The 17,178-nt window shown below is 39.7% G+C and carries 19 protein-coding genes; 11 read left to right on the forward strand and 8 right to left on the reverse strand.

The genetic code is table 11. The features are described 5' to 3' along the window. Positions 1-122 precede the first annotated feature (122 nt). Together KSK37_RS03160 and KSK37_RS03165 are read right to left on the reverse strand one after the other, a co-directional pair. The gene (locus tag KSK37_RS03160; protein WP_217199417.1) at positions 123-890 is read right to left on the reverse strand and encodes a hypothetical protein; all 768 of its coding nucleotides are present in this window, start codon (positions 888-890) and stop codon (positions 123-125) included. 141 nt (positions 891-1,031) lie between these two features. Beyond that, positions 1,032-1,352, reverse strand: coding sequence for a WG repeat-containing protein (locus KSK37_RS03165; RefSeq protein ID WP_217199418.1), 321 nt, complete (start codon positions 1,350-1,352; stop codon positions 1,032-1,034). Positions 1,353-2,310: 958 nt separating this feature from the next. On the opposite strand from KSK37_RS03165, the gene KSK37_RS03170 reads away from it, so the two are divergent. Together KSK37_RS03170 and dnaX are read left to right on the forward strand one after the other, a co-directional pair. Next, positions 2,311-3,345, forward strand: coding sequence for an IS110 family RNA-guided transposase (locus tag KSK37_RS03170; RefSeq protein ID WP_217199419.1), 1,035 nt, complete (start codon positions 2,311-2,313; stop codon positions 3,343-3,345). A gap of 455 nt (positions 3,346-3,800) precedes the next feature. Next, positions 3,801-4,886 (forward strand): DNA polymerase III subunit gamma/tau, encoded by a 1,086-nt coding sequence (dnaX, locus tag KSK37_RS03175; RefSeq protein ID WP_217199420.1) that lies wholly within the window; start codon positions 3,801-3,803, stop codon positions 4,884-4,886. Here dnaX and KSK37_RS03180 read toward each other — a convergent pair. Beyond that, positions 4,867-5,061 carry a hypothetical protein gene (locus KSK37_RS03180; RefSeq protein ID WP_217199422.1) on the reverse strand — a complete coding sequence of 65 codons (195 nt, stop codon included), beginning with the start codon at positions 5,059-5,061 and terminating at the stop codon, positions 4,867-4,869. The genes dnaX and KSK37_RS03180 overlap by 20 nt on opposite strands. Positions 5,062-5,071: 10 nt before the next feature. On the opposite strand from KSK37_RS03180, the gene KSK37_RS03185 reads away from it, so the two are divergent. The 4 genes from KSK37_RS03185 to KSK37_RS03200 all read left to right on the forward strand — a co-directional run bounded on the left by KSK37_RS03185 (position 5,072) and on the right by KSK37_RS03200 (position 8,159). Then, positions 5,072-5,497, forward strand: coding sequence for a hypothetical protein (locus KSK37_RS03185; protein WP_246566206.1), 426 nt, complete (start codon positions 5,072-5,074; stop codon positions 5,495-5,497). A 48-nt stretch (positions 5,498-5,545) separates the two neighbouring features. Then, positions 5,546-6,613: a chorismate mutase gene (locus tag KSK37_RS03190; protein ID WP_217199424.1), complete on the forward strand. Its 1,068-nt coding sequence runs from the start codon at positions 5,546-5,548 to the stop codon at positions 6,611-6,613. 24 nt (positions 6,614-6,637) lie between these two features. Continuing rightward, positions 6,638-7,564: a ribosome small subunit-dependent GTPase A gene (gene rsgA / locus KSK37_RS03195; protein ID WP_217199426.1), complete on the forward strand. Its 927-nt coding sequence runs from the start codon at positions 6,638-6,640 to the stop codon at positions 7,562-7,564. A gap of 175 nt (positions 7,565-7,739) precedes the next feature. Continuing rightward, complete coding sequence (locus tag KSK37_RS03200; RefSeq protein ID WP_088360345.1) at positions 7,740-8,159, forward strand: nucleoside-diphosphate kinase; 420 nt, start codon at positions 7,740-7,742, stop codon at positions 8,157-8,159. A 157-nt stretch (positions 8,160-8,316) separates the two neighbouring features. Here KSK37_RS03200 and rpe read toward each other — a convergent pair whose 3' ends face one another. Then, positions 8,317-8,967 carry a ribulose-phosphate 3-epimerase gene (gene rpe / locus KSK37_RS03205; RefSeq protein ID WP_217199428.1) on the reverse strand — a complete coding sequence of 217 codons (651 nt, stop codon included), beginning with the start codon at positions 8,965-8,967 and terminating at the stop codon, positions 8,317-8,319. Positions 8,968-9,021: 54 nt separating this feature from the next. Next, positions 9,022-10,098: a M42 family metallopeptidase gene (locus KSK37_RS03210; protein ID WP_217199430.1), complete on the reverse strand. Its 1,077-nt coding sequence runs from the start codon at positions 10,096-10,098 to the stop codon at positions 9,022-9,024. A gap of 54 nt (positions 10,099-10,152) precedes the next feature. Here KSK37_RS03210 and KSK37_RS03215 point away from each other — a divergent pair, with 54 nt between their 5' ends. Next, positions 10,153-10,860: a DUF4294 domain-containing protein gene (locus tag KSK37_RS03215; protein ID WP_088360342.1), complete on the forward strand. Its 708-nt coding sequence runs from the start codon at positions 10,153-10,155 to the stop codon at positions 10,858-10,860. A 4-nt stretch (positions 10,861-10,864) separates the two neighbouring features. After that, positions 10,865-11,656, forward strand: a complete 792-nt coding sequence (locus tag KSK37_RS03220; protein ID WP_217199432.1) for a S1/P1 nuclease — start codon at positions 10,865-10,867, stop codon at positions 11,654-11,656. Here KSK37_RS03220 and KSK37_RS03225 read toward each other — a convergent pair. Both KSK37_RS03225 and mnmC2 read right to left on the reverse strand, forming a co-directional pair. After that, a complete protein-coding gene (locus tag KSK37_RS03225) occupies positions 11,651-12,067 on the reverse strand; it encodes an NUDIX domain-containing protein (RefSeq protein WP_088360340.1) in 417 nt (138 codons plus the stop codon). The genes KSK37_RS03220 and KSK37_RS03225 overlap by 6 nt on opposite strands. Before the next feature lie 44 nt (positions 12,068-12,111). Further along, a complete protein-coding gene (gene mnmC2, locus KSK37_RS03230; RefSeq protein ID WP_217199433.1) occupies positions 12,112-12,789 on the reverse strand; it encodes a tRNA (5-methylaminomethyl-2-thiouridine)(34)-methyltransferase MnmC2 in 678 nt (225 codons plus the stop codon). Between the two features lie 84 nt (positions 12,790-12,873). Between mnmC2 and KSK37_RS03235 the strand changes: the two genes are divergently transcribed. The 3 genes from KSK37_RS03235 (at position 12,874) to KSK37_RS03245 (ending at position 15,769) form a co-directional block, all read left to right on the forward strand. After that, positions 12,874-13,947 (forward strand): branched-chain amino acid aminotransferase, encoded by a 1,074-nt coding sequence (locus KSK37_RS03235; RefSeq protein WP_088360338.1) that lies wholly within the window; start codon positions 12,874-12,876, stop codon positions 13,945-13,947. Positions 13,948-14,122: 175 nt separating this feature from the next. After that, on the forward strand, positions 14,123-14,632 hold the full coding sequence (locus KSK37_RS03240; RefSeq protein WP_217199434.1) for an FKBP-type peptidyl-prolyl cis-trans isomerase: 510 nt from the start codon (positions 14,123-14,125) through the stop codon (positions 14,630-14,632). A gap of 84 nt (positions 14,633-14,716) precedes the next feature. Further along, positions 14,717-15,769 carry a peptidylprolyl isomerase gene (locus KSK37_RS03245; RefSeq protein WP_246566208.1) on the forward strand — a complete coding sequence of 351 codons (1,053 nt, stop codon included), beginning with the start codon at positions 14,717-14,719 and terminating at the stop codon, positions 15,767-15,769. A gap of 196 nt (positions 15,770-15,965) precedes the next feature. Here the strand turns inward: KSK37_RS03245 and KSK37_RS03250 are convergent, their stop codons facing one another. Continuing rightward, positions 15,966-17,147 carry an acyl-CoA dehydrogenase family protein gene (locus tag KSK37_RS03250; RefSeq protein WP_217199436.1) on the reverse strand — a complete coding sequence of 394 codons (1,182 nt, stop codon included), beginning with the start codon at positions 17,145-17,147 and terminating at the stop codon, positions 15,966-15,968. Between the last annotated feature and the right edge of the window lie 31 nt (positions 17,148-17,178).

The following is a 17,178-nucleotide window of genomic DNA, read 5'->3' on the forward strand; positions in this document are numbered from 1 at the left end:
TCGCTTAATGCTTCAACTACTACTTTAAATTTGAATCCTGAATTGAATTTTCTTCGCTGTGACATATTGTAAATTTAATTGTTTTTTTTCAACTAAACTTACTGTCCGATTTTCCGGGGGAACTATAAAATGGTCAGGGATTTTCCACCCGACATTCCGGCTAATGCAGAGGTCAGCCCGGTGAAATCATAAACCACTTTCTTGGCTTTTGTAGGAACGCCTTCGAAAGTGAGATCTACTGTTTCTTCAGAGGTAACCTTTCCACCTTTTCTGGATTTCGTGACGTTTAGTTGATTTTCAACTGATTCTTTTGCATCCTGCAGCGTTCTGTGAATACTCCAGTTCATTTCTCCTGAATATGGACATTGAACGGTATTCAGAAAAGTCCAGTAACACCTGTTTCCCAGTTCCACACTTCTTCCGGCAAAATCAATCGAACCAATTTCCATAGAAACAAAGTTTTCATCCGGAATTTTATTGTCGATAATGGCGTTAACTAATTGCTCTTCGGTTTCCTTATCCGGTGTACCGTTTTTGATAAACCAAACAACATTCGTCTTTTTATCCGGAGTTTCGACGAAATAATAAGTGTCCGTTTGATAGTTATTGTCCGTAATTTTTTGCTGTTTTGATACAGACAGATTATTATACCTGATCCGGTTGTTTTTTAGCTTAGCATCTGATTCCTGGATCTGGTGTTTCCTGAAAATCTTTTTCAGACCTTTTTCATCAAATGCAGTATTAAATGTTTCGCTCGTTACACTGTAACCATCAATATTATACCAAATCTTTCCGTTATTTTTTAAAGCAGAAAGTCTTTCATAAAGAGTATTCTCCTGCGAAAAGCAAACAGAAAAAATGAAAATGAATAAGAGTTGTAGTGTTTTCATGTAGAATGGTATTTGTCATTACGCCTAACGGCTTTATATTACTAATCTTTGTAAATATAACGAAAAGGACAATTAGCGAAAATCTTTATGATGTAAACTCCAGCCCCGCTAATAGAAAAAACATCTTAGCTGAAATAATTTTTAGTATTCCTCATCATCAGGTTTCCAATTAATTTCATTTACAATATCCTCAAACTGATATTTTCCAAGTTTTAAAATTTCTCCATTTTCATTGATGAATCCTTGATTTTCACAAACAATAGAATAATGGTGACAATCTCCTTCCTTCGCGTGCTCATCCCAGGGAATTTTTTTACATTTTTCTCCAACAATCGCTTTTCCCTTATGAAAAGAGGTTGCAATTTCAAATTGCGGTTTAATCAATATCTTGCCATATTCATTGGCAAACCCGATTTTATCTTCACTGTCAATTATTCTGATTTTGTTTTCACAGACTCCCAACATCGAACAGTATACGAACAGTGTATATACAACGGATATAGAATGGATATACAACGGTTAGACAAAGGATATACAAAGGATATAGAAACTTGTCATTCATTTTCTTTGTTCAGGATGCTGTTTCCTCTGAAAATCTCAGTCATACCGCACGTTTAGCTAAGGTTGCCTGAGAATAGCAGTCTTTCCTTAAATGCCCAAAACTGCCTTTTCTTTCCCTTTTATGGAAATTTTTGGAAAAAAAGCGCCTTTCTTTACATTTCAGAACCTTCCTTTCCACTTAGGAGATTTTTGTGTTAGGAGATTTTCAAAAGCAAGGTTCAAAACCGACCTAGGAGATTTTTGCGTAAAGAAAATTGCAATTATTTCACCTCCGATCCTGTCAACTTCTCCCGCATAAAAATCCCCACTGTTCGAGTGGCGACAAAAACCTATCATCGAAGCGATACTCACCTTAACGGCACCCCACAAACGACTTAGGAGATTTTTGCGTTAAAAAAAATTGGAATTTCTTCGCAACCAAATCTTCAATTGGCAATACCTAAAAATCCCCATTGTTTGAGTGGCGGCAAAAAATTGTGTACACAAAAACTTGTTGACTTCCCGCCCGAGTTTAGGGGATTTTCTTGAAGAAATTGCAATTTTTTAGCAATCCGCCTTAGGCGGATCGCCGATTCAATTAAAAATATATAAAAGATGAGGCAAAAAGATCCAGTCTTGATTTTTTCGTTCTCGTATGTTTGCAATACTATAAATATCAGTTACTTTGGAGAATAAAGCTAAGAGGCAGAAGAAATATTTTGGTTCAGGTAATTAGCTCTAATATACCGTAAAAAGAAAGATTCTCTGTCTCTAAGTTTCTCCGAATCTGAACAGTACTTAGGGAGTTTTATACATCCCGCATAAATGCGAGAAAAGATGAAAAGGAACTGTAGCTTTTTTCCAATCAAAAAATAAATCTATGGAAAAGCATTGTGTCGGGATTGATGTCTCAAAAGATTACCTGGATTGCTGTTTTGGAAGTTCAGACAGCTTTCAGAACCAAAAATTTACAAAGAGTAAAAAGTTTGGTAATGACAAGGCCGGATTTAAGGAGCTTTTAAAGTGGGTGAATGCCCAGAAAGTTTCAGAAGAGATGTTGTTTGTAATGGAGGCCACTGGAGTTTATTACGAACATTTGGCCTACTATTTAAGCGAACATGATTGTAAATTATCAGTCTTACTTCCCAATATGGTGAAGCACTATTCAAAGAGTTTGAATGTGAAAACCAAGACGGATCGGAAGGACTCAGAAGTTTTATCCAGACTGGGTTTGGAAAGAAAACTCACCAGTTGGAATATGCCTACGAAAATCATGCGAAATCTGAAGTTTTTGAGTAGGGAATACCGTGAAGTAAAAGATAAAATTAATCAGGTCAAAAATCAGTTGCACGCTCGACATCATAGTTATAGTTGCCCTGTTTCTACTGAGAAAAGATTAAAGAAGCAGCTGGCTTTGCTGGAAACGCAAGTGGTGGAAATAGAGGCGGAACTAAGGATGTTGGTGATGTCAGATTCAGAGTTTTATGAAAAGGTTCAAAAAATATGCAGCATTCCCGGTGTAAGTTTTATTACGGTGATTTGTATTATCGCGGAAACTAATGGATTTGCGTTAATCAGCAATACAAGGCAATTGGCTAGTTATGCAGGATTGGATGTCCAGCACAACCAATCAGGGAACAAGCAAGGCAAGAGCAGAATATCCAAAAAAGGAAATAGTTTTATTCGGTACGCTTTATATATGCCAGCATTGTGTGCGACCAGGTTTAATCCCGTGATGAAGGATTTTTACAACAATATGAATGACCGCAAACCAGCCAAGAAAATAGCAATAACTGCGGTGGCGAGAAAGCTATTAATCCTGATCTATATACTGTGGAAAAATGCCGATGAGTTTGATCCGGCTTATGAGGAAAATAAGAAAGTAGACAGGGTTGCGCCTGCCTACACAGGATGAACATAAAGTTCTCCTTAAAATAGTTTAAACAAATATCGAAAAATATTTGGAAATTAACACAGTACCTTTTGCATCAAGGCAAAAGAACTTAAGTAAAAAACAACGACTTTTCTAGCACCCTCCTTTGGGAATCCTTGCCGCCGCTTCCCAAAAAACTCCCTTTTTAGCAACAAATCCGCAACAAACCCGCAACAACATCTCCAGAAATTCGCTTCAGTTTATAAAACCACATCACTCCCTGAAATAATAACTCACCTCAAAGGAATGTCAAAGCAAGGTCAAAGGAATGTCAAAGGAAAGGGTAACTAATGTCCTCAATATTAGATTCACGAACGGAGTAGAAGAAACGGCGGAGTAAAATGCTCGAAGATGACGCAAAAAATACTTCCTGCATTTCCAACAATAATTTTTTCCAGGTATTTTTATCTTCTCAATTATTTCCCTATTTTTGACCAATGGAAAATTTCGTGGTTTCTGCAAGAAAATACCGTCCCCAAGAGTTTGATACTGTAGTGGGACAAGCTCATATTACAGATACTTTAGAACACGCCATTGAAGAAAACCAGCTCGCGCAGGCGCTTTTGTTCTGCGGTCCGAGAGGGGTGGGGAAAACCACCTGTGCACGAATCCTGGCAAGAAAAATCAACGAAAGAGACGGTTCCACATCAGAAGACGGTTTCGCTTACAACATCTTCGAACTCGATGCTGCTTCCAACAACTCCGTGGAAGACATCCGCGAACTGACCGATCAGGTACGTTTTGCGCCTCAGGTCGGGAAGTACAAGATTTATATTATTGACGAGGTGCACATGCTGTCCTCGGCAGCGTTCAACGCCTTCCTGAAAACACTGGAAGAACCGCCCGCTCACGCAATTTTCATCCTCGCAACGACGGAGAAACATAAGATCATTCCTACCATTCTTTCCCGCTGTCAGATTTACGATTTCAAAAGAATCACCATTGAAGACATTCAGAGTCATCTGAAGAATATCGCGGTAAAGGAAAATATCAGTTATGAAGACGACGCGCTCTACCTGATCGCTCAAAAGGCCGACGGTGCCCTGCGTGATGCACTTTCCATCTTCGACAGGCTTTCCACCTTTACCCAGAAAAACATCACTTTGGCAAAAGCCGCCGAAGTTTTAAATATCCTCGATTACGACCAGTACCTCAATATCGTGGATCTTGCACATGAAAACAGAATTCCCGATGCGCTTTTTGCATTTAATGATATTGTGAAAAAAGGTTTTGATGCGCACATTTTCATTGCAGGTTTGGGCAACCACTTCCGCGATTTGATGATGGCCCAGAATCCGCATACTTTAAGCTTAATTGAAGTAGGGGAGAAAACCAAAGCAAAGTTCTCTGAACAAAGCAGAAAATGGAACGCCCAGCAGCTTATTGATGCCATTGAGATCTGCAACCATGCCGATATCAATTATAAGAACTCAAAGAATCCAAGGCTGACGGTAGAAATTGCTTTAATGCAGCTTTCTTCAATTACAGCCGCCGGATCTGAGGTTAAAAAAAAAAGTATCTGATATTAGCGCCGCTTCTTAAAGGCACCCCGTCAGTAACTTCCGAAACCCCCAAAACAGAAACTAAACCTGAGGCTGCAAAAGCAGTCCCCAGCGCAGCATGTGAACAGCCTGCACCGGTAATCCTTAAAACTGCGGAACCGATCGCAAAGAAAAAGGTTTCTTCAAAATTCAGCATCAATGCGGTTTTGAATCAGGCGGAAACGGAGGAGGAAGAACAGGCCGTAACTTCAGTAAAAGAAGACCTGCCCAGCAAACATTTTACCGAAACCGATCTGCAGAAAGAGTGGCAGCTGTTTTTAGCAGACCTGAAGCGGACAGAGATTCTGATTTACAATGCCATCAGTTCTTTTAAACTGCAGAAAAAAGGCGAGGATATCATCGAGATTACCTATCCGTCAGAATCGGCAAAAACCGAGTTCGAGAAAATACGCGGCGATTTCTTCAATCATTTTATGCATAAGGTGAGTCATTTCAATCTCAGCATTGAATATAAAAATGATGTAAGCCTGAAAAAAGAAATCATCACCAAACGGAAGATTTTCGATAAATTTGCCGAGATAAATCCTGTTTTGCGGGATTTGGATGAACTTTTCAAATTTGATTTCAATTAAATATATAAATAAGGGTCAATGAAATTTTGACCGATGCAAAAGATTATAATGAATTTACACGAACTGGAAAACAACTGGGTGAAAGATTTCCCCACTCCTTTGATTATTGCTGGACCATGCAGCGCAGAGAGCGAATCACAGATGCTGGAAACAGCCCGAAGAATAAAAGAATCCAATGCAGAAGTTCCTATTTTCCGTGCCGGAATATGGAAACCGAGAACCAAACCCAACGGCTTTGAAGGCGTTGGAGTAATCGGTCTGAACTGGCTGAAGAAAGTGAAGGCAGAATACGGCTTTAAAACAGCAACCGAAGTAGCCAACGCTCATCACGTGGCGGCAGCACTGGAAGCGGATGTAGATATTTTATGGATCGGCGCACGCTCCACCGTGAATCCTTTTACCGTACAGGAAATTGCAGAAGCATTAAAAGGAACCGATAAACCGGTTTTCGTTAAAAACCCTGTAAACCCGGATTTGGCTTTATGGATCGGAGCGCTGGAAAGACTTTTAGGTCAGGATGTGAAGAACTTAGGCGTTATTCACCGCGGATTCTCAACCTACCAGAAAACAAAATACAGAAACGTCCCGAACTGGCAGATTGCATTGGATTTTAAGAATCAGTATCCGAATATTCCGATGTTGGTAGATCCTTCCCATATTTGCGGAAACAGAACCGGTTTGGCGGGAGTTGCTCAGGAAGCATTGAACGTAGGCTACCAGGGAATGATTATCGAAACCCACTGTACGCCTGACGAAGCATGGAGTGACGCGTCCCAGCAGATTACACCGGAAGTTCTGGCTGATTTAATCGGCAATTTACAGATCAGAAACTCCGATATCTCCGCTTTCGATGAAGAGATGGGAAGACACAGAACGTTGATATCAGATCTGGATTTCCAGTTGATTCAGTTGCTGTCTCACAGAATGAAGATTTCTGAAAAGATCGGTACCCTGAAAAAAGAAAACAACATCGCGATCTTCCAGCCGGAGCGTTGGAAAGTCATCACCGAATACGCAAGCCAGAAAGCTGACGAAACGGGAATGTCACAGGAATTTATAGAAAAGGTTTTCAAGGCGATTCATGAGGAATCGATTGAAATTCAGAATAATATTTAATATGACAGCATCAAATTTTAATTAATGCACGGGCTCATCACCAAATCTACCGGCAGCTGGTATCAGGTTCTGGAACAGGAAACCGGAAAGTTTTTTGAAGCCAGAATCCGCGGAAAATTCAAACTGATTAAAACCAGGCTCACCAATCCGCTGGCGGTGGGCGACAGGGTAGAGTTTTCTCTGGAGCAGGACGATGTCGCATGGATTACGAAGATAGAACCGAGAAAAAACTATCTTATCAGAAAATCGGTGAATCTTTCGAAAGAAGCACATATCATTGCTTCCAATATTGATGTAGCCTGTTTTATATATACTTTGATACATCCGGAAACATCTCTTGGATTTCTTGACAGGTTTTTGGCGTGTTGCGAAGCGTACAACATTAAACCTTTGATTCTGTTCAATAAAATGGATGTTTTAAACGATGAAGCACAAGAAGTCGTCGAAAATATCCGGGCACTTTATGAACATATTGGTTATGAAACCCTGGAGATCTCTTCCTATTCGAAACTGAATTTAGAAACGCTGCAGGATATCATTAAAGACAAAGTCTCTGTTTTTTTCGGTCATTCAGGAAGTGGGAAGTCTACTTTGGTGAATGCGATGCAGCCCGATTTGAATATTAAAACTTCTGAAATTTCGGCATCACAGCTGAAAGGAAAACACACCACCACTTTTGCCCAGATGCATTTCTGGGATTTTGGAGGCAGCGTGATCGATACGCCGGGTGTCCGCGAATTTGCGATGATTGATGTGGAAAAAGAAGAAATTCAGCATTATTTCCCTGAAATTTTCAGGACAGGAAGAGAGTGTAAATTCCATAACTGCATGCACATCAACGAGCCGAAATGCGCCGTGCTGGCCAATCTGGAGACCGGTGAAATCGAAGAGACCCGCTATCTGACCTACTTAAAACTCATGGAAGAAGCAGAAGAAAACACTGCGCAATAAAAAACCCAGCCGAAGCTGGGTAAAAACTAATAACCATGAAAACTCAAATTAAACATGAGAATCGGAATGTAAATTACAATATCCGTGCCAAATAAATTCGGCTCCTCATCATGAGAATTTTCATTACAAATGTAAGAACTTTTTTGTACTTTTGCAGCACAAAAAAACAAGATATATGTCAGGTAAAATTACATTCACCATGATCAAACCGGATGCTGTTGCAGATGGTCACATCGGTGCTATTTTAGGGAAAATCGCAGAAGGAGGTTTTAAAATCAAAGCTTTGAAACTTACTCAGCTGACCGTTGCTGATGCGCAGAAATTTTATGCAGTTCATTCTGAAAGACCTTTTTACGGAGAATTGGTAGATTTCATGAGCTCAGGACCAATCGTTGCGGCGGTTCTTGAAAAAGACAATGCTGTTGAAGATTTCAGAACTTTGATCGGGGCTACAAATCCTGCTGAAGCTGCTGAAGGAACCATCAGAAAAATGTTTGCAAGAAGCATCGGGGAAAATGCAGTTCACGGATCTGATTCTGATGAAAACGCTTTGATCGAGGCTCAGTTTCATTTTTCCGGAAGAGAGATTTTCTAATTCTTCTGAAAAATTAAATATAAAACAGGCTGTCAAAACTGACAGCCTGTTTTTATTTTTTTAATACCGACCCACTAGCCCCGATAGAAGCGGCATCCTTTTTTTTCATGGGAAAGCCGTGGCAAAAAAAGATACAGCGGATAGCGGGATAAAGCTCCTAAATTTTCAGAAGCTCAATAGTTCTTTCAGGATTTTCTGAGGAAAAAACCGCATTTCCGGCAACCAGAACATCAGCGCCGGCTTCGAAAAGTTTTGCTGCATTATCCAGATTCACTCCGCCGTCAACCTGAATTAACGCGGTAGAATTGTTGGAAAGGATTAAATCTTTTGTTTCAGCAATTTTCTTGTAGGTGTTTTCAATAAATTTCTGGCCTCCAAACCCAGGATTCACGCTCATCAACAGCACTAAATCTACATCGGAAATGATGTCTTCGAGCATCAGCACAGGCGTCGCAGGATTCAGAACCACTCCGGCTTTTGCGTCTTTATCCTGAATCAAACTGATGGTGCGGTGAAGATGCGTACACGCTTCATAATGCACGGAAATGAGGTCTGCGCCCATATCGATAAACTCCTCAATATATTTTTCAGGTTCAACGATCATCAGGTGAACATCCACAAACTTTTTGGAAAATTTCTGCACGGTTTTCATTACCGGAAATCCAAAAGAAATGTTCGGGACAAATCTTCCGTCCATCACATCAACATGCAGCCAGTCTGCCTGAGAACGGTTGAGCATTTCGATATCCCTTTCCAGGTTTCCGAAATCTGCCGAGAGCAGGGAAGGAGCGATCAGTTTTGTTTTCATTTTTGAGTTGATTTTTCTTTTTATTATTTCAGTTTACTTTTCGGGAAGGAAGATTTAGTGGTATTTCAGTTTCATGTCCGGCTTGATCTGCAGCAGTGTTTCATAAATTAATTTAATCACATTAGAAACATCTTCTTTGGATACCATTTCTACCGTTGTGTGCATATAACGCAACGGAAGAGAAATCAGTGCTGAAGGAACGCCGCCGTTGGAATGCGCGAATGCATCGGTATCGGTTCCTGTTGCCCGGCTTGCTGCAGCTCTCTGAAACGGGATTTCCTTGGTTTTTGCGGTATCTACAATAAGTTCGCGGATAACGTGATGAACGCTGGGTGCAAAGAAAACAACGGGCCCGTCGCCACATTTCTGGTCGCCTTCTTTTTTCTTTTCAATCATCGGAGTAGTCGTATCATGGGTGACATCGGTGATGATGGCAATGTTAGGTTTAATGGTGTCTGCGATCATATCGGCTCCGTATAAACCAACTTCTTCCTGTACGGAATTGGTTATGTAAAGTCCGAAAGGGATTTTCTTTTTGTTTTCTTTTAACAGACGGGCCACTTCGGCAATCATAAATCCGCCGATTCGGTTATCCAGCGCTCTGCAGACAAAATATCGGTCATTCAGTTCGAAAAATTCGTCAGGATAGGTAATCATTGTCCCTACGAAAACTCCTAAATCTTCCACTTCTTTTTTGGTGGTTGCGCCGCAGTCGATAAAAATATTTTCGAGTTTCGGAACCGGTTCGTTGGAACTTACGCCTCGGGTATGAATGGCCGGCCAACCGAAAACACCTTTTACTATTCCTTTTTCTCCGTGAATGTTGACCACTTTTGAAGGGGCAATCATCTGGTCGGAACCGCCGTTTCTGATGACATAAATTAACCCTTCATCCGTAATGTAGTTCACATACCAGGAAATTTCGTCAGCATGGGCTTCAATTACCACTTTAAATTCAGCTTCCGGATTGATGATTCCATAACAGGTTCCGTAATGGTCGAATTCAATTTTGTCAACAAATGGCTTGATGTATTCCATCCAGGCTTTTTGTCCGTTATGCTCGTAACCGGTTGGACTTGCAGTGTTTAGATATTCTTCTAAAAATTTAATGGATTTATTTTCAAATTTCATAAAAAAGGGAATGAATTTTGTTAGTAATATTTGATTTTATAGGAAGTAAAAGTAATGAAATTTAATAAACTGATAGGTACCTTTCTTCTGTTTTCGGCGCTTTTAGTCAACGCACAGAAGGATTCACTTTTTACACCAAAACCTTTAAGCCAATATCCACCGGAACTTTTAAAAACCGACGAGTTTGGAAATAAATACTATTACGACGAAGCACAGAAAGCAAAAATATACGAAATTGACGGAGAAAATGTTGTGGTAATGGATGAGCTGGTGCTCCTGAACAAGCCGAGATTCAACAATCAGCTTGATCAGAACTATTACTTCTTTCTCAATAAAAAGCTCAACCGCGTGTACCCGCTTTTTGTAACCGCTTTGGCGCAGTATGAGGACATACAGAAAGATTTAAAAGATATGGACAAGCGTTCTCAGCGAAGGTATGTGGAAAGCCGGCAAAAGGCTTTGGCTGATCAGTACGAGCTGCAGCTGAAAGATTTAACCACAACCGAAGGGAAGGTTTTTGCAAAACTGATGAACCGCGCCACCGGTAAAACGGTGTACGAAATCATCAAAGAGCTCCGCGGCGGATGGAGTGCTTTCTGGTGGAACGTAAAAGGCAATATCGCTGATGTTGACCTTAAAGAACCCTACGACCCGCACAAAAACAGGTCGGACGAATTTGTGGAATCTCTTCTTCAAAGCAACTGGAATGCCGGGTATTTTCAGCCTTATCCGGGTTATCTGAATTTTAAAATCAAGAAATAAATTAATGAAAAAGTTTTTTTTAAACTTAGTGCCTTTACTTGCGGTATTGAGTTTTACTTCCGTTTATGCTTACGGAACGACAGGGCACCGCGTTGTTGCGGAAATTGCTGAAAATCACCTTTCGGGAAAAGCGAAAAGACATCTTAAGAAGATTATCGGAGACGAAACACTGGCGTATTGGGCAAACTGGCCGGATTTTATCAAATCTGACACCACCGGAGTCTGGAAACATACCGATCAGTGGCATTATGTGAACATTAATCCCCAACCGAACTTGAAAATGTTTTCCGACAGCCTACAGGCTCAGACCGGTCCTAATCTTTATACCCAGATCAAAACCCTTTCTGCGCAGATTAAAGACAAAAACACTTCCGATAAAGACAGAGAAATTGCTTTAAGATTTCTTATTCATTTAGTAGGGGATTCTTCCCAGCCGATGCACGTCGGAAGAGCAGAAGACCTTGGCGGAAACAGAATAAAGCTGAAGTTTTTTGGAGAAAACACCAATCTGCATACACTTTGGGATTCCAAACTGATTGATTTCCAAAAATACAGCTATACAGAATACGCGAGAGTTCTGGATGTAAAATCTAAAGAGGAAGTAAAACAGATACAGTCCGGAACGCTTGAAGAATGGCTTTATGACAGTCATCAGAGCGCCAATAAAATTTACGCAAACACTTTAATGGACGGTTCTTATTCCTATGATTACAATTACAAATTTGCCGGCCTTATGGAACAGCAGCTGTTGTACGGAGGTTTAAGACTTGCTAAGATTCTGAACGAAATTTTATAGAAATTTTTCTTTCAGTTTTTCAAAAACAATTTTATCTACAGGTAAAGGAAATGGGTTCTCATCAGTATCGATGGGAATCCATTCTGTTTTTTCAATGCACGGATCCATGATCAGAAATTCATTTTCATCTTCTATTTCAACGTGATAATATACCGTTAAAAGTTGCTCATTATCCCGGAAACGCGATACCAAAAAATCTTCCTGGGTATATAAATGACCGATGATTTTAATCTTTACATTCAGCTCTTCCTCGAATTCGCGGTGAAGACATTCCAGCACACCTTCCCCGAATTCCAGTCCGCCGCCCGGAAGTTTCATCAGATGCTCGCCCGCATATTCTTCGTGCAGAACCAAAACCTTTCTGTCTTTTACTGCGGCAGCGTACACCCTGATATTCATTTTGTCGATCATGATTGATTTTTTTTTTTGAAGTTAGACAAAGTTATTAAAATTCATCAATCATTTTTTACGGCATTAATCATTTCCCTTTTTCCCGGAGGTCCGGCTTTTTTTTCTATTTTAAAATTGAGCTCCTGAAGGATTCTTCGCACACTTCCTTTGGAGGAATACGTGGTAAGCAGACCGCCTTTTTCCATTTTGTCTGAAACCATTTCGAATAAAGGTTTTTCCCATAAATCGGGCTGCACCCTAGCTCCGAAACAGTCATAATAAACCAGATTAATCTTCGGTAAATCAAGGTTTTTCAGGTCGAAGAAATCGCAGTGGAATTTGGTGAAGTGAAAATTGGGCAGAATTTCGGTAGATTTGTTCCATTCGCAGTCATGAATTTTATGATAATAATTTTTCATTTTGCTGTCCTTAAAAAATGAATCATAACCTAATTCATCCACTTCCTTTTTATTTACGGGATATTTTTCAATCGTAAAGAATTTCACAATATGACTTTTGTCAGTTTTCAAAAATTCATCAATAGTGACTAAAACATTAAGACCTGTCCCAAAACCGAGTTCTAAAATGTTAATTTCATAAAAATCAACCAGATTTAATCCATTTTTGATAAAGACATGTACTGCCTCCTGAAGTGCTCCGTGATGCGAATGATAATTCTCATTAAGATCATTGATATATAGTGTTTTACTGCCGTCAGCGGTCGTTTTTATTTCTCTTTCCATCTTAAATTTTTTCAAAATTAATTTAAAATTTTGATATTTAAAAAATTATATTAAATTTGTAGAACATCAATTAAATTTTTTAAAATGATAATTCAAAAAACTACAAATCCAAGAATTTCAACTTTCGATCCTGAGAATTTTTCGTTTGGAAATACTTTTATCGACCACATGGTCATCTGCGAATTTGAAGACGGCAAATGGGGTGATGTGAAGCTGGTTCCTTACGGTGCGCTGCCATTTTCACCTGCGATGATGGGTGTAAACTATGGCCAGGCATGTTTCGAAGGAATGAAAGCCTATAAAGATAAAGACGGCCAGGTTTTCCTTTTCCGTCCGGAGAAGAATTTCGCCAGAATTAATAAATCAGCTACCCGTCTTGCAATGCCGGAAATTACTGAAGAAATGTTTTTGGATGGCTTGAAAGCTTTGGTTGATATCGACCGTGCATGGATCCCTCAGGGAGAAGGAAATGCTTTATATATCCGCCCTTTGATTTTTGCTACGGAGGAAGCTTTAAAAGCAAGAATATCCAATAAATATATGTTCGCGATTGTTGCAACTCCTGCAAAAAGCTATTATACTGAGCCGGTTTCAGTTTTAATTTCAGATTTCTATTCAAGAGCAGCAAACGGTGGAGTAGGTTCTGCAAAAGCAGCCGGAAATTATGCAGCTTCTTTTTATCCTACACAGTTAGCGATTGAGGAAGGTTATGAGCAAATCATCTGGACCGACGATGCAACGCACGAATATTTCGAGGAAAGCGGTACAATGAATGTTTTTGTAAGAATTAACGATACTATTTATACGCCGCCAACTTCAGAAAAAATTCTTGACGGAATTACCAGAGACAGTTTCATACAGCTGGCTAAAAAAAGAGGTATCGAAGTGAAAGTGGAACCAGTGGCAGTGAAAACGGTCATTGAAGCGCAGAAAAACGGAACCCTGAAAGAAGTATGGGGCGTAGGAACTGCAGTAGTGACAAGCGTTTTCCGTGCTTTAGGTTACAAAGGGGAAAAGCTGGAACTTCCATCACTTTCTCCTGAAGAAAGTTTTGCATTAACCTTACAGAAAGATTTGGTAAATATCCAGACCAACCATTCAGAAGATCCTTTTGGATGGAGAGTTTTGGTTGAAAAAAAGATTTTGGAAACTGTATAGTTTGAATTAAAACAATATAAAAAAAGCCGGGAAAATTTTATCCCGGTTTTTTCGTTTTATCATTTGATACGAATTGCTTATTTTCGCAAAAGTTTTTATGGAATCGCTTTAATTTTAAATGCCTTTTTTATTTGAATTCATCGATTGCGGAAGGCTCAAAAGTTAATATTTACATTTGAAAAGAATATTTTTAATATCGTCACTAGTGCTCATCGGCTGTGCTCAGAACCAGCAGACTCATCCTCCTGTAGGCGGTTTTTTGAGTGAAAAGGATTTGACTACTTCTAAAAACAGAGCTAAAAATCTCAACGCAACGGAAAGAATACAAATTCAGGACTGGGTGAATAGCCAGCAGGAAAAGTTTTATCCGATGAGCCTTAATTACTGGGTAAACGTAGAGAATCTGCGGCAGAATCCTAAGAAAAATGATGGAGAAACCGTTTCATACCAGTATGACATGTACGATTTTGATGGGGTAAAACTGTATGAAACTCCTAAAAAAAATATTAACGTTCAGTTAGGGCATTTCGAAGAATTAAAAGCGGTGGAAGATGCCTTGAGATATCTGAATAAAGATCAGGAAGCTACTCTTTTAGTACCGTCAGTTCTGGCTTTCGGAACTTACGGAGACAATGAAAAGATTCCGAACGATATGCCTTTAATCATCAAAATAAAAATACTGTAAAAATTAAAGTTAATGGTAAAGAAAAATTTTTTAATCGCATTAGCAGCGGTTTCGCTGATTAGTTGCACCCCAATTTATAAAAAAATGAACGTAGACAAAGAAACTTACGAAGGCTTGAAAGACGGCCTTTATGCAAATTTCCAAACTTCAAAAGGAAATATGATTGTGAAATTCGAAGACAAAAAAGCACCGGTAACGGTTGCTAATTTTGTTGGATTGGCTGAAGGAAAAATCGAAAACAAAGCCAAAGCGAAGGGAGTTCCTTTTTATGACGGAACGATTTTCCACAGGGTGATCAAAGATTTCATGATTCAGGGCGGCGATCCTCAGGGAACAGGAATGGGCGATCCGGGTTATAAATTTGATGACGAAAAAAATGATCTGCAGCACACAGGGAAAGGAATTCTTTCCATGGCTAACTCCGGTCCTAATACCAACGGTTCTCAGTTTTTCATTACTGAAGTGGCTACCCCTTGGTTAGATGGAAGACACACCATTTTCGGTTCTGTTGTAAAAGGAGAAGATGTGATCGACGCTATTGCAAATGTGGAAAAAGGAGCTCAGGACAAACCTAAAACTGATATTGTCCTGGAGAAAGTTTCCGTATTCACTAAAGGTGATGAATATAAAAATTACGACGCTGCAAAACTTTTCAGCGAAGGTAAAGGGAAGATCAAGGAAAATAATAAGGCAGCAGAAGCTAAAATTGAAGCTGATAAAAAGAAAAAAGAGGAAGAGTTTGCTGCAAATCAGCAAAAGCTTGTAGATGATTTAAAAGCCGGAATGCAGGTAACTCCATCAGGTTTATATTACAAAATCACCAAAACAACTTCCGGTGTTTCTCCGAAAGCAGGTGAAGAAGTGGCAGTGCATTACGCAGGAAAATTAGTTGACGGAACTGAGTTTGATTCTTCATTCAAAAGAAACCAGCCTATCGAAATTCCAATCGGAGTAGGACAGGTAATTAAAGGTTGGGATGAAGGAATTTTATTAATGAAAGAAGGAGAAACTGCTACACTTTTAATCCCGTCTGAATTGGGTTACGGAGCTAGAGGTGCTGGAGGCGTGATACCGCCAAACGCATGGTTGATCTTTGATGTGGAACTTGTAAAAGTAAACAGCAACGCCGTAAAATAATTGAAACAAGAAGACTGTTTTATTCGGTCATTCTGATGTATTTCAAAAATGTAGAACGCCTCAAAACAAATGTTTTTGAGGCGTTTTTTTGTTTAGCACTGCTGAGCGCTGAGAAAATAATTAAGAAAACCAAAGCAAAATGAATTGCTTTGGTTTTTAAATGTATTAAATGTTTCCTAAATCTGAAAATCAAATGCTAGCCAAAAGCATTGATTCCGGTAACATCCATACCGGTGATCAGCAAATGAATATCATGGGTACCTTCATAGGTAATCACAGATTCTAAATTTGCGGCATGGCGCATCATTGGAAACTCGCCCATGATTCCCATTCCGCCCAGCATTTGTCTGGATTCTCTGGCAATATCGATGGCCATTTTTACATTGTTTCTTTTCGCCATTGAAATCTGCGCGGGACTTGCCTTATGTGCATTTTTAAGATTTCCAAGCTGAAGACAGAGCAACTGTGCTTTGGTAATTTCTGTTAAAAATTCTGCTATTTTTTTCTGCTGTAACTGGAAGCCGGCAATTGGTTTTCCGAACTGTTTTCTTTCTTTGGAATATTGAACAGCCGTACAGTAACAGTCGATTGCAGCTCCGATAACGCCCCAGGAAATTCCGTAACGTGCAGAATTCAGACAGGACAAAGGTCCTTTTAATCCAACCACTTTCGGTAATAAATTTTCTTTTGGAACCTTTACGTTATTGAAAACGAGCTCGCCGGTTTTAGAGGCACGGAGACTCCATTTGTTATGGGTTTCAGGAGTGGTGAATCCTTCAAAAGCACGTTCCACAATCAGTCCCTGAACTTTTCCTTCTTCATTTTTTGCCCAAACAACCGCGATGTCGCAAAGGGGAGCGTTGGTGATCCACATTTTGGCACCGTTCAGTAAATAATGGTCGCCTTTATCTTCAAAATGAGTTTCCATTGAACTTGGATCAGAACCGTGATTAGGCTCAGTAAGACCGAAGGCGCCAATCATTTCGCCGGAAGCTAAATGGGGTAAGAATTTTCTTTTCTGTTCTTCGGAACCGAATTCATTGATCGGGAACATCACCAGCGAACTTTGTACAGAAGCCGCGGAACGTACAGCGGAATCGCCTCTTTCAAGTTCCTGCATGATAATTCCGTAAGAAATCTGATCCAGACCGGAGCCGCCGTATTCTTCAGGAATATATGGACCCAGAGCGCCAATTTTCCCCAGTTCTTTCATCAGGTTAGGAATATCGGTATGATTTTGTGCCGCTTCATCAATTTTTGGCATCACAAAACTTTCAACCCAATCTCTTACAGATTGCCGGATTAACTTGTGTTCATCGGTTAAAAGATCATCCATCAGATAATAATCAGGGATGGTTGTGAGCGGGTAATATGACATAATTTTTAGATTTGGCTAAAATTAGGATTTT

This window comes from Kaistella soli (genome assembly GCF_019038595.1).
Classification (GTDB): Bacteria; Bacteroidota; Bacteroidia; order Flavobacteriales; family Weeksellaceae; genus Kaistella; species Kaistella soli.

Excerpts from the sequence above, each read along its gene's own strand:
- KSK37_RS03160 (WP_217199417.1), bottom strand. The coding sequence starts at position 890 with ATGAAAACACTACAACTCTTATTCATTTTCATTTTTTCTGTTTGCTTT.
- KSK37_RS03170 (WP_217199419.1), top strand. The coding sequence starts at position 2,311 with ATGGAAAAGCATTGTGTCGGGATTGATGTCTCAAAAGATTACCTGGAT.
- dnaX (WP_217199420.1), top strand. The coding sequence starts at position 3,801 with ATGGAAAATTTCGTGGTTTCTGCAAGAAAATACCGTCCCCAAGAGTTT.
- KSK37_RS03180 (WP_217199422.1), bottom strand. The coding sequence starts at position 5,061 with ATGCTGAATTTTGAAGAAACCTTTTTCTTTGCGATCGGTTCCGCAGTT.
- KSK37_RS03190 (WP_217199424.1), top strand. The coding sequence starts at position 5,546 with ATGAATTTACACGAACTGGAAAACAACTGGGTGAAAGATTTCCCCACT.
- rsgA (WP_217199426.1), top strand. The coding sequence starts at position 6,638 with ATGCACGGGCTCATCACCAAATCTACCGGCAGCTGGTATCAGGTTCTG.
- KSK37_RS03200 (WP_088360345.1), top strand. The coding sequence starts at position 7,740 with ATGTCAGGTAAAATTACATTCACCATGATCAAACCGGATGCTGTTGCA.
- rpe (WP_217199428.1), bottom strand. The coding sequence starts at position 8,967 with ATGAAAACAAAACTGATCGCTCCTTCCCTGCTCTCGGCAGATTTCGGA.
- KSK37_RS03210 (WP_217199430.1), bottom strand. The coding sequence starts at position 10,098 with ATGAAATTTGAAAATAAATCCATTAAATTTTTAGAAGAATATCTAAAC.
- KSK37_RS03215 (WP_088360342.1), top strand. The coding sequence starts at position 10,153 with ATGAAATTTAATAAACTGATAGGTACCTTTCTTCTGTTTTCGGCGCTT.
- KSK37_RS03220 (WP_217199432.1), top strand. The coding sequence starts at position 10,865 with ATGAAAAAGTTTTTTTTAAACTTAGTGCCTTTACTTGCGGTATTGAGT.
- KSK37_RS03225 (WP_088360340.1), bottom strand. The coding sequence starts at position 12,067 with ATGATCGACAAAATGAATATCAGGGTGTACGCTGCCGCAGTAAAAGAC.
- mnmC2 (WP_217199433.1), bottom strand. The coding sequence starts at position 12,789 with ATGGAAAGAGAAATAAAAACGACCGCTGACGGCAGTAAAACACTATAT.
- KSK37_RS03235 (WP_088360338.1), top strand. The coding sequence starts at position 12,874 with ATGATAATTCAAAAAACTACAAATCCAAGAATTTCAACTTTCGATCCT.
- KSK37_RS03245 (WP_246566208.1), top strand. The coding sequence starts at position 14,717 with ATGAACGTAGACAAAGAAACTTACGAAGGCTTGAAAGACGGCCTTTAT.
- KSK37_RS03250 (WP_217199436.1), bottom strand. The coding sequence starts at position 17,147 with ATGTCATATTACCCGCTCACAACCATCCCTGATTATTATCTGATGGAT.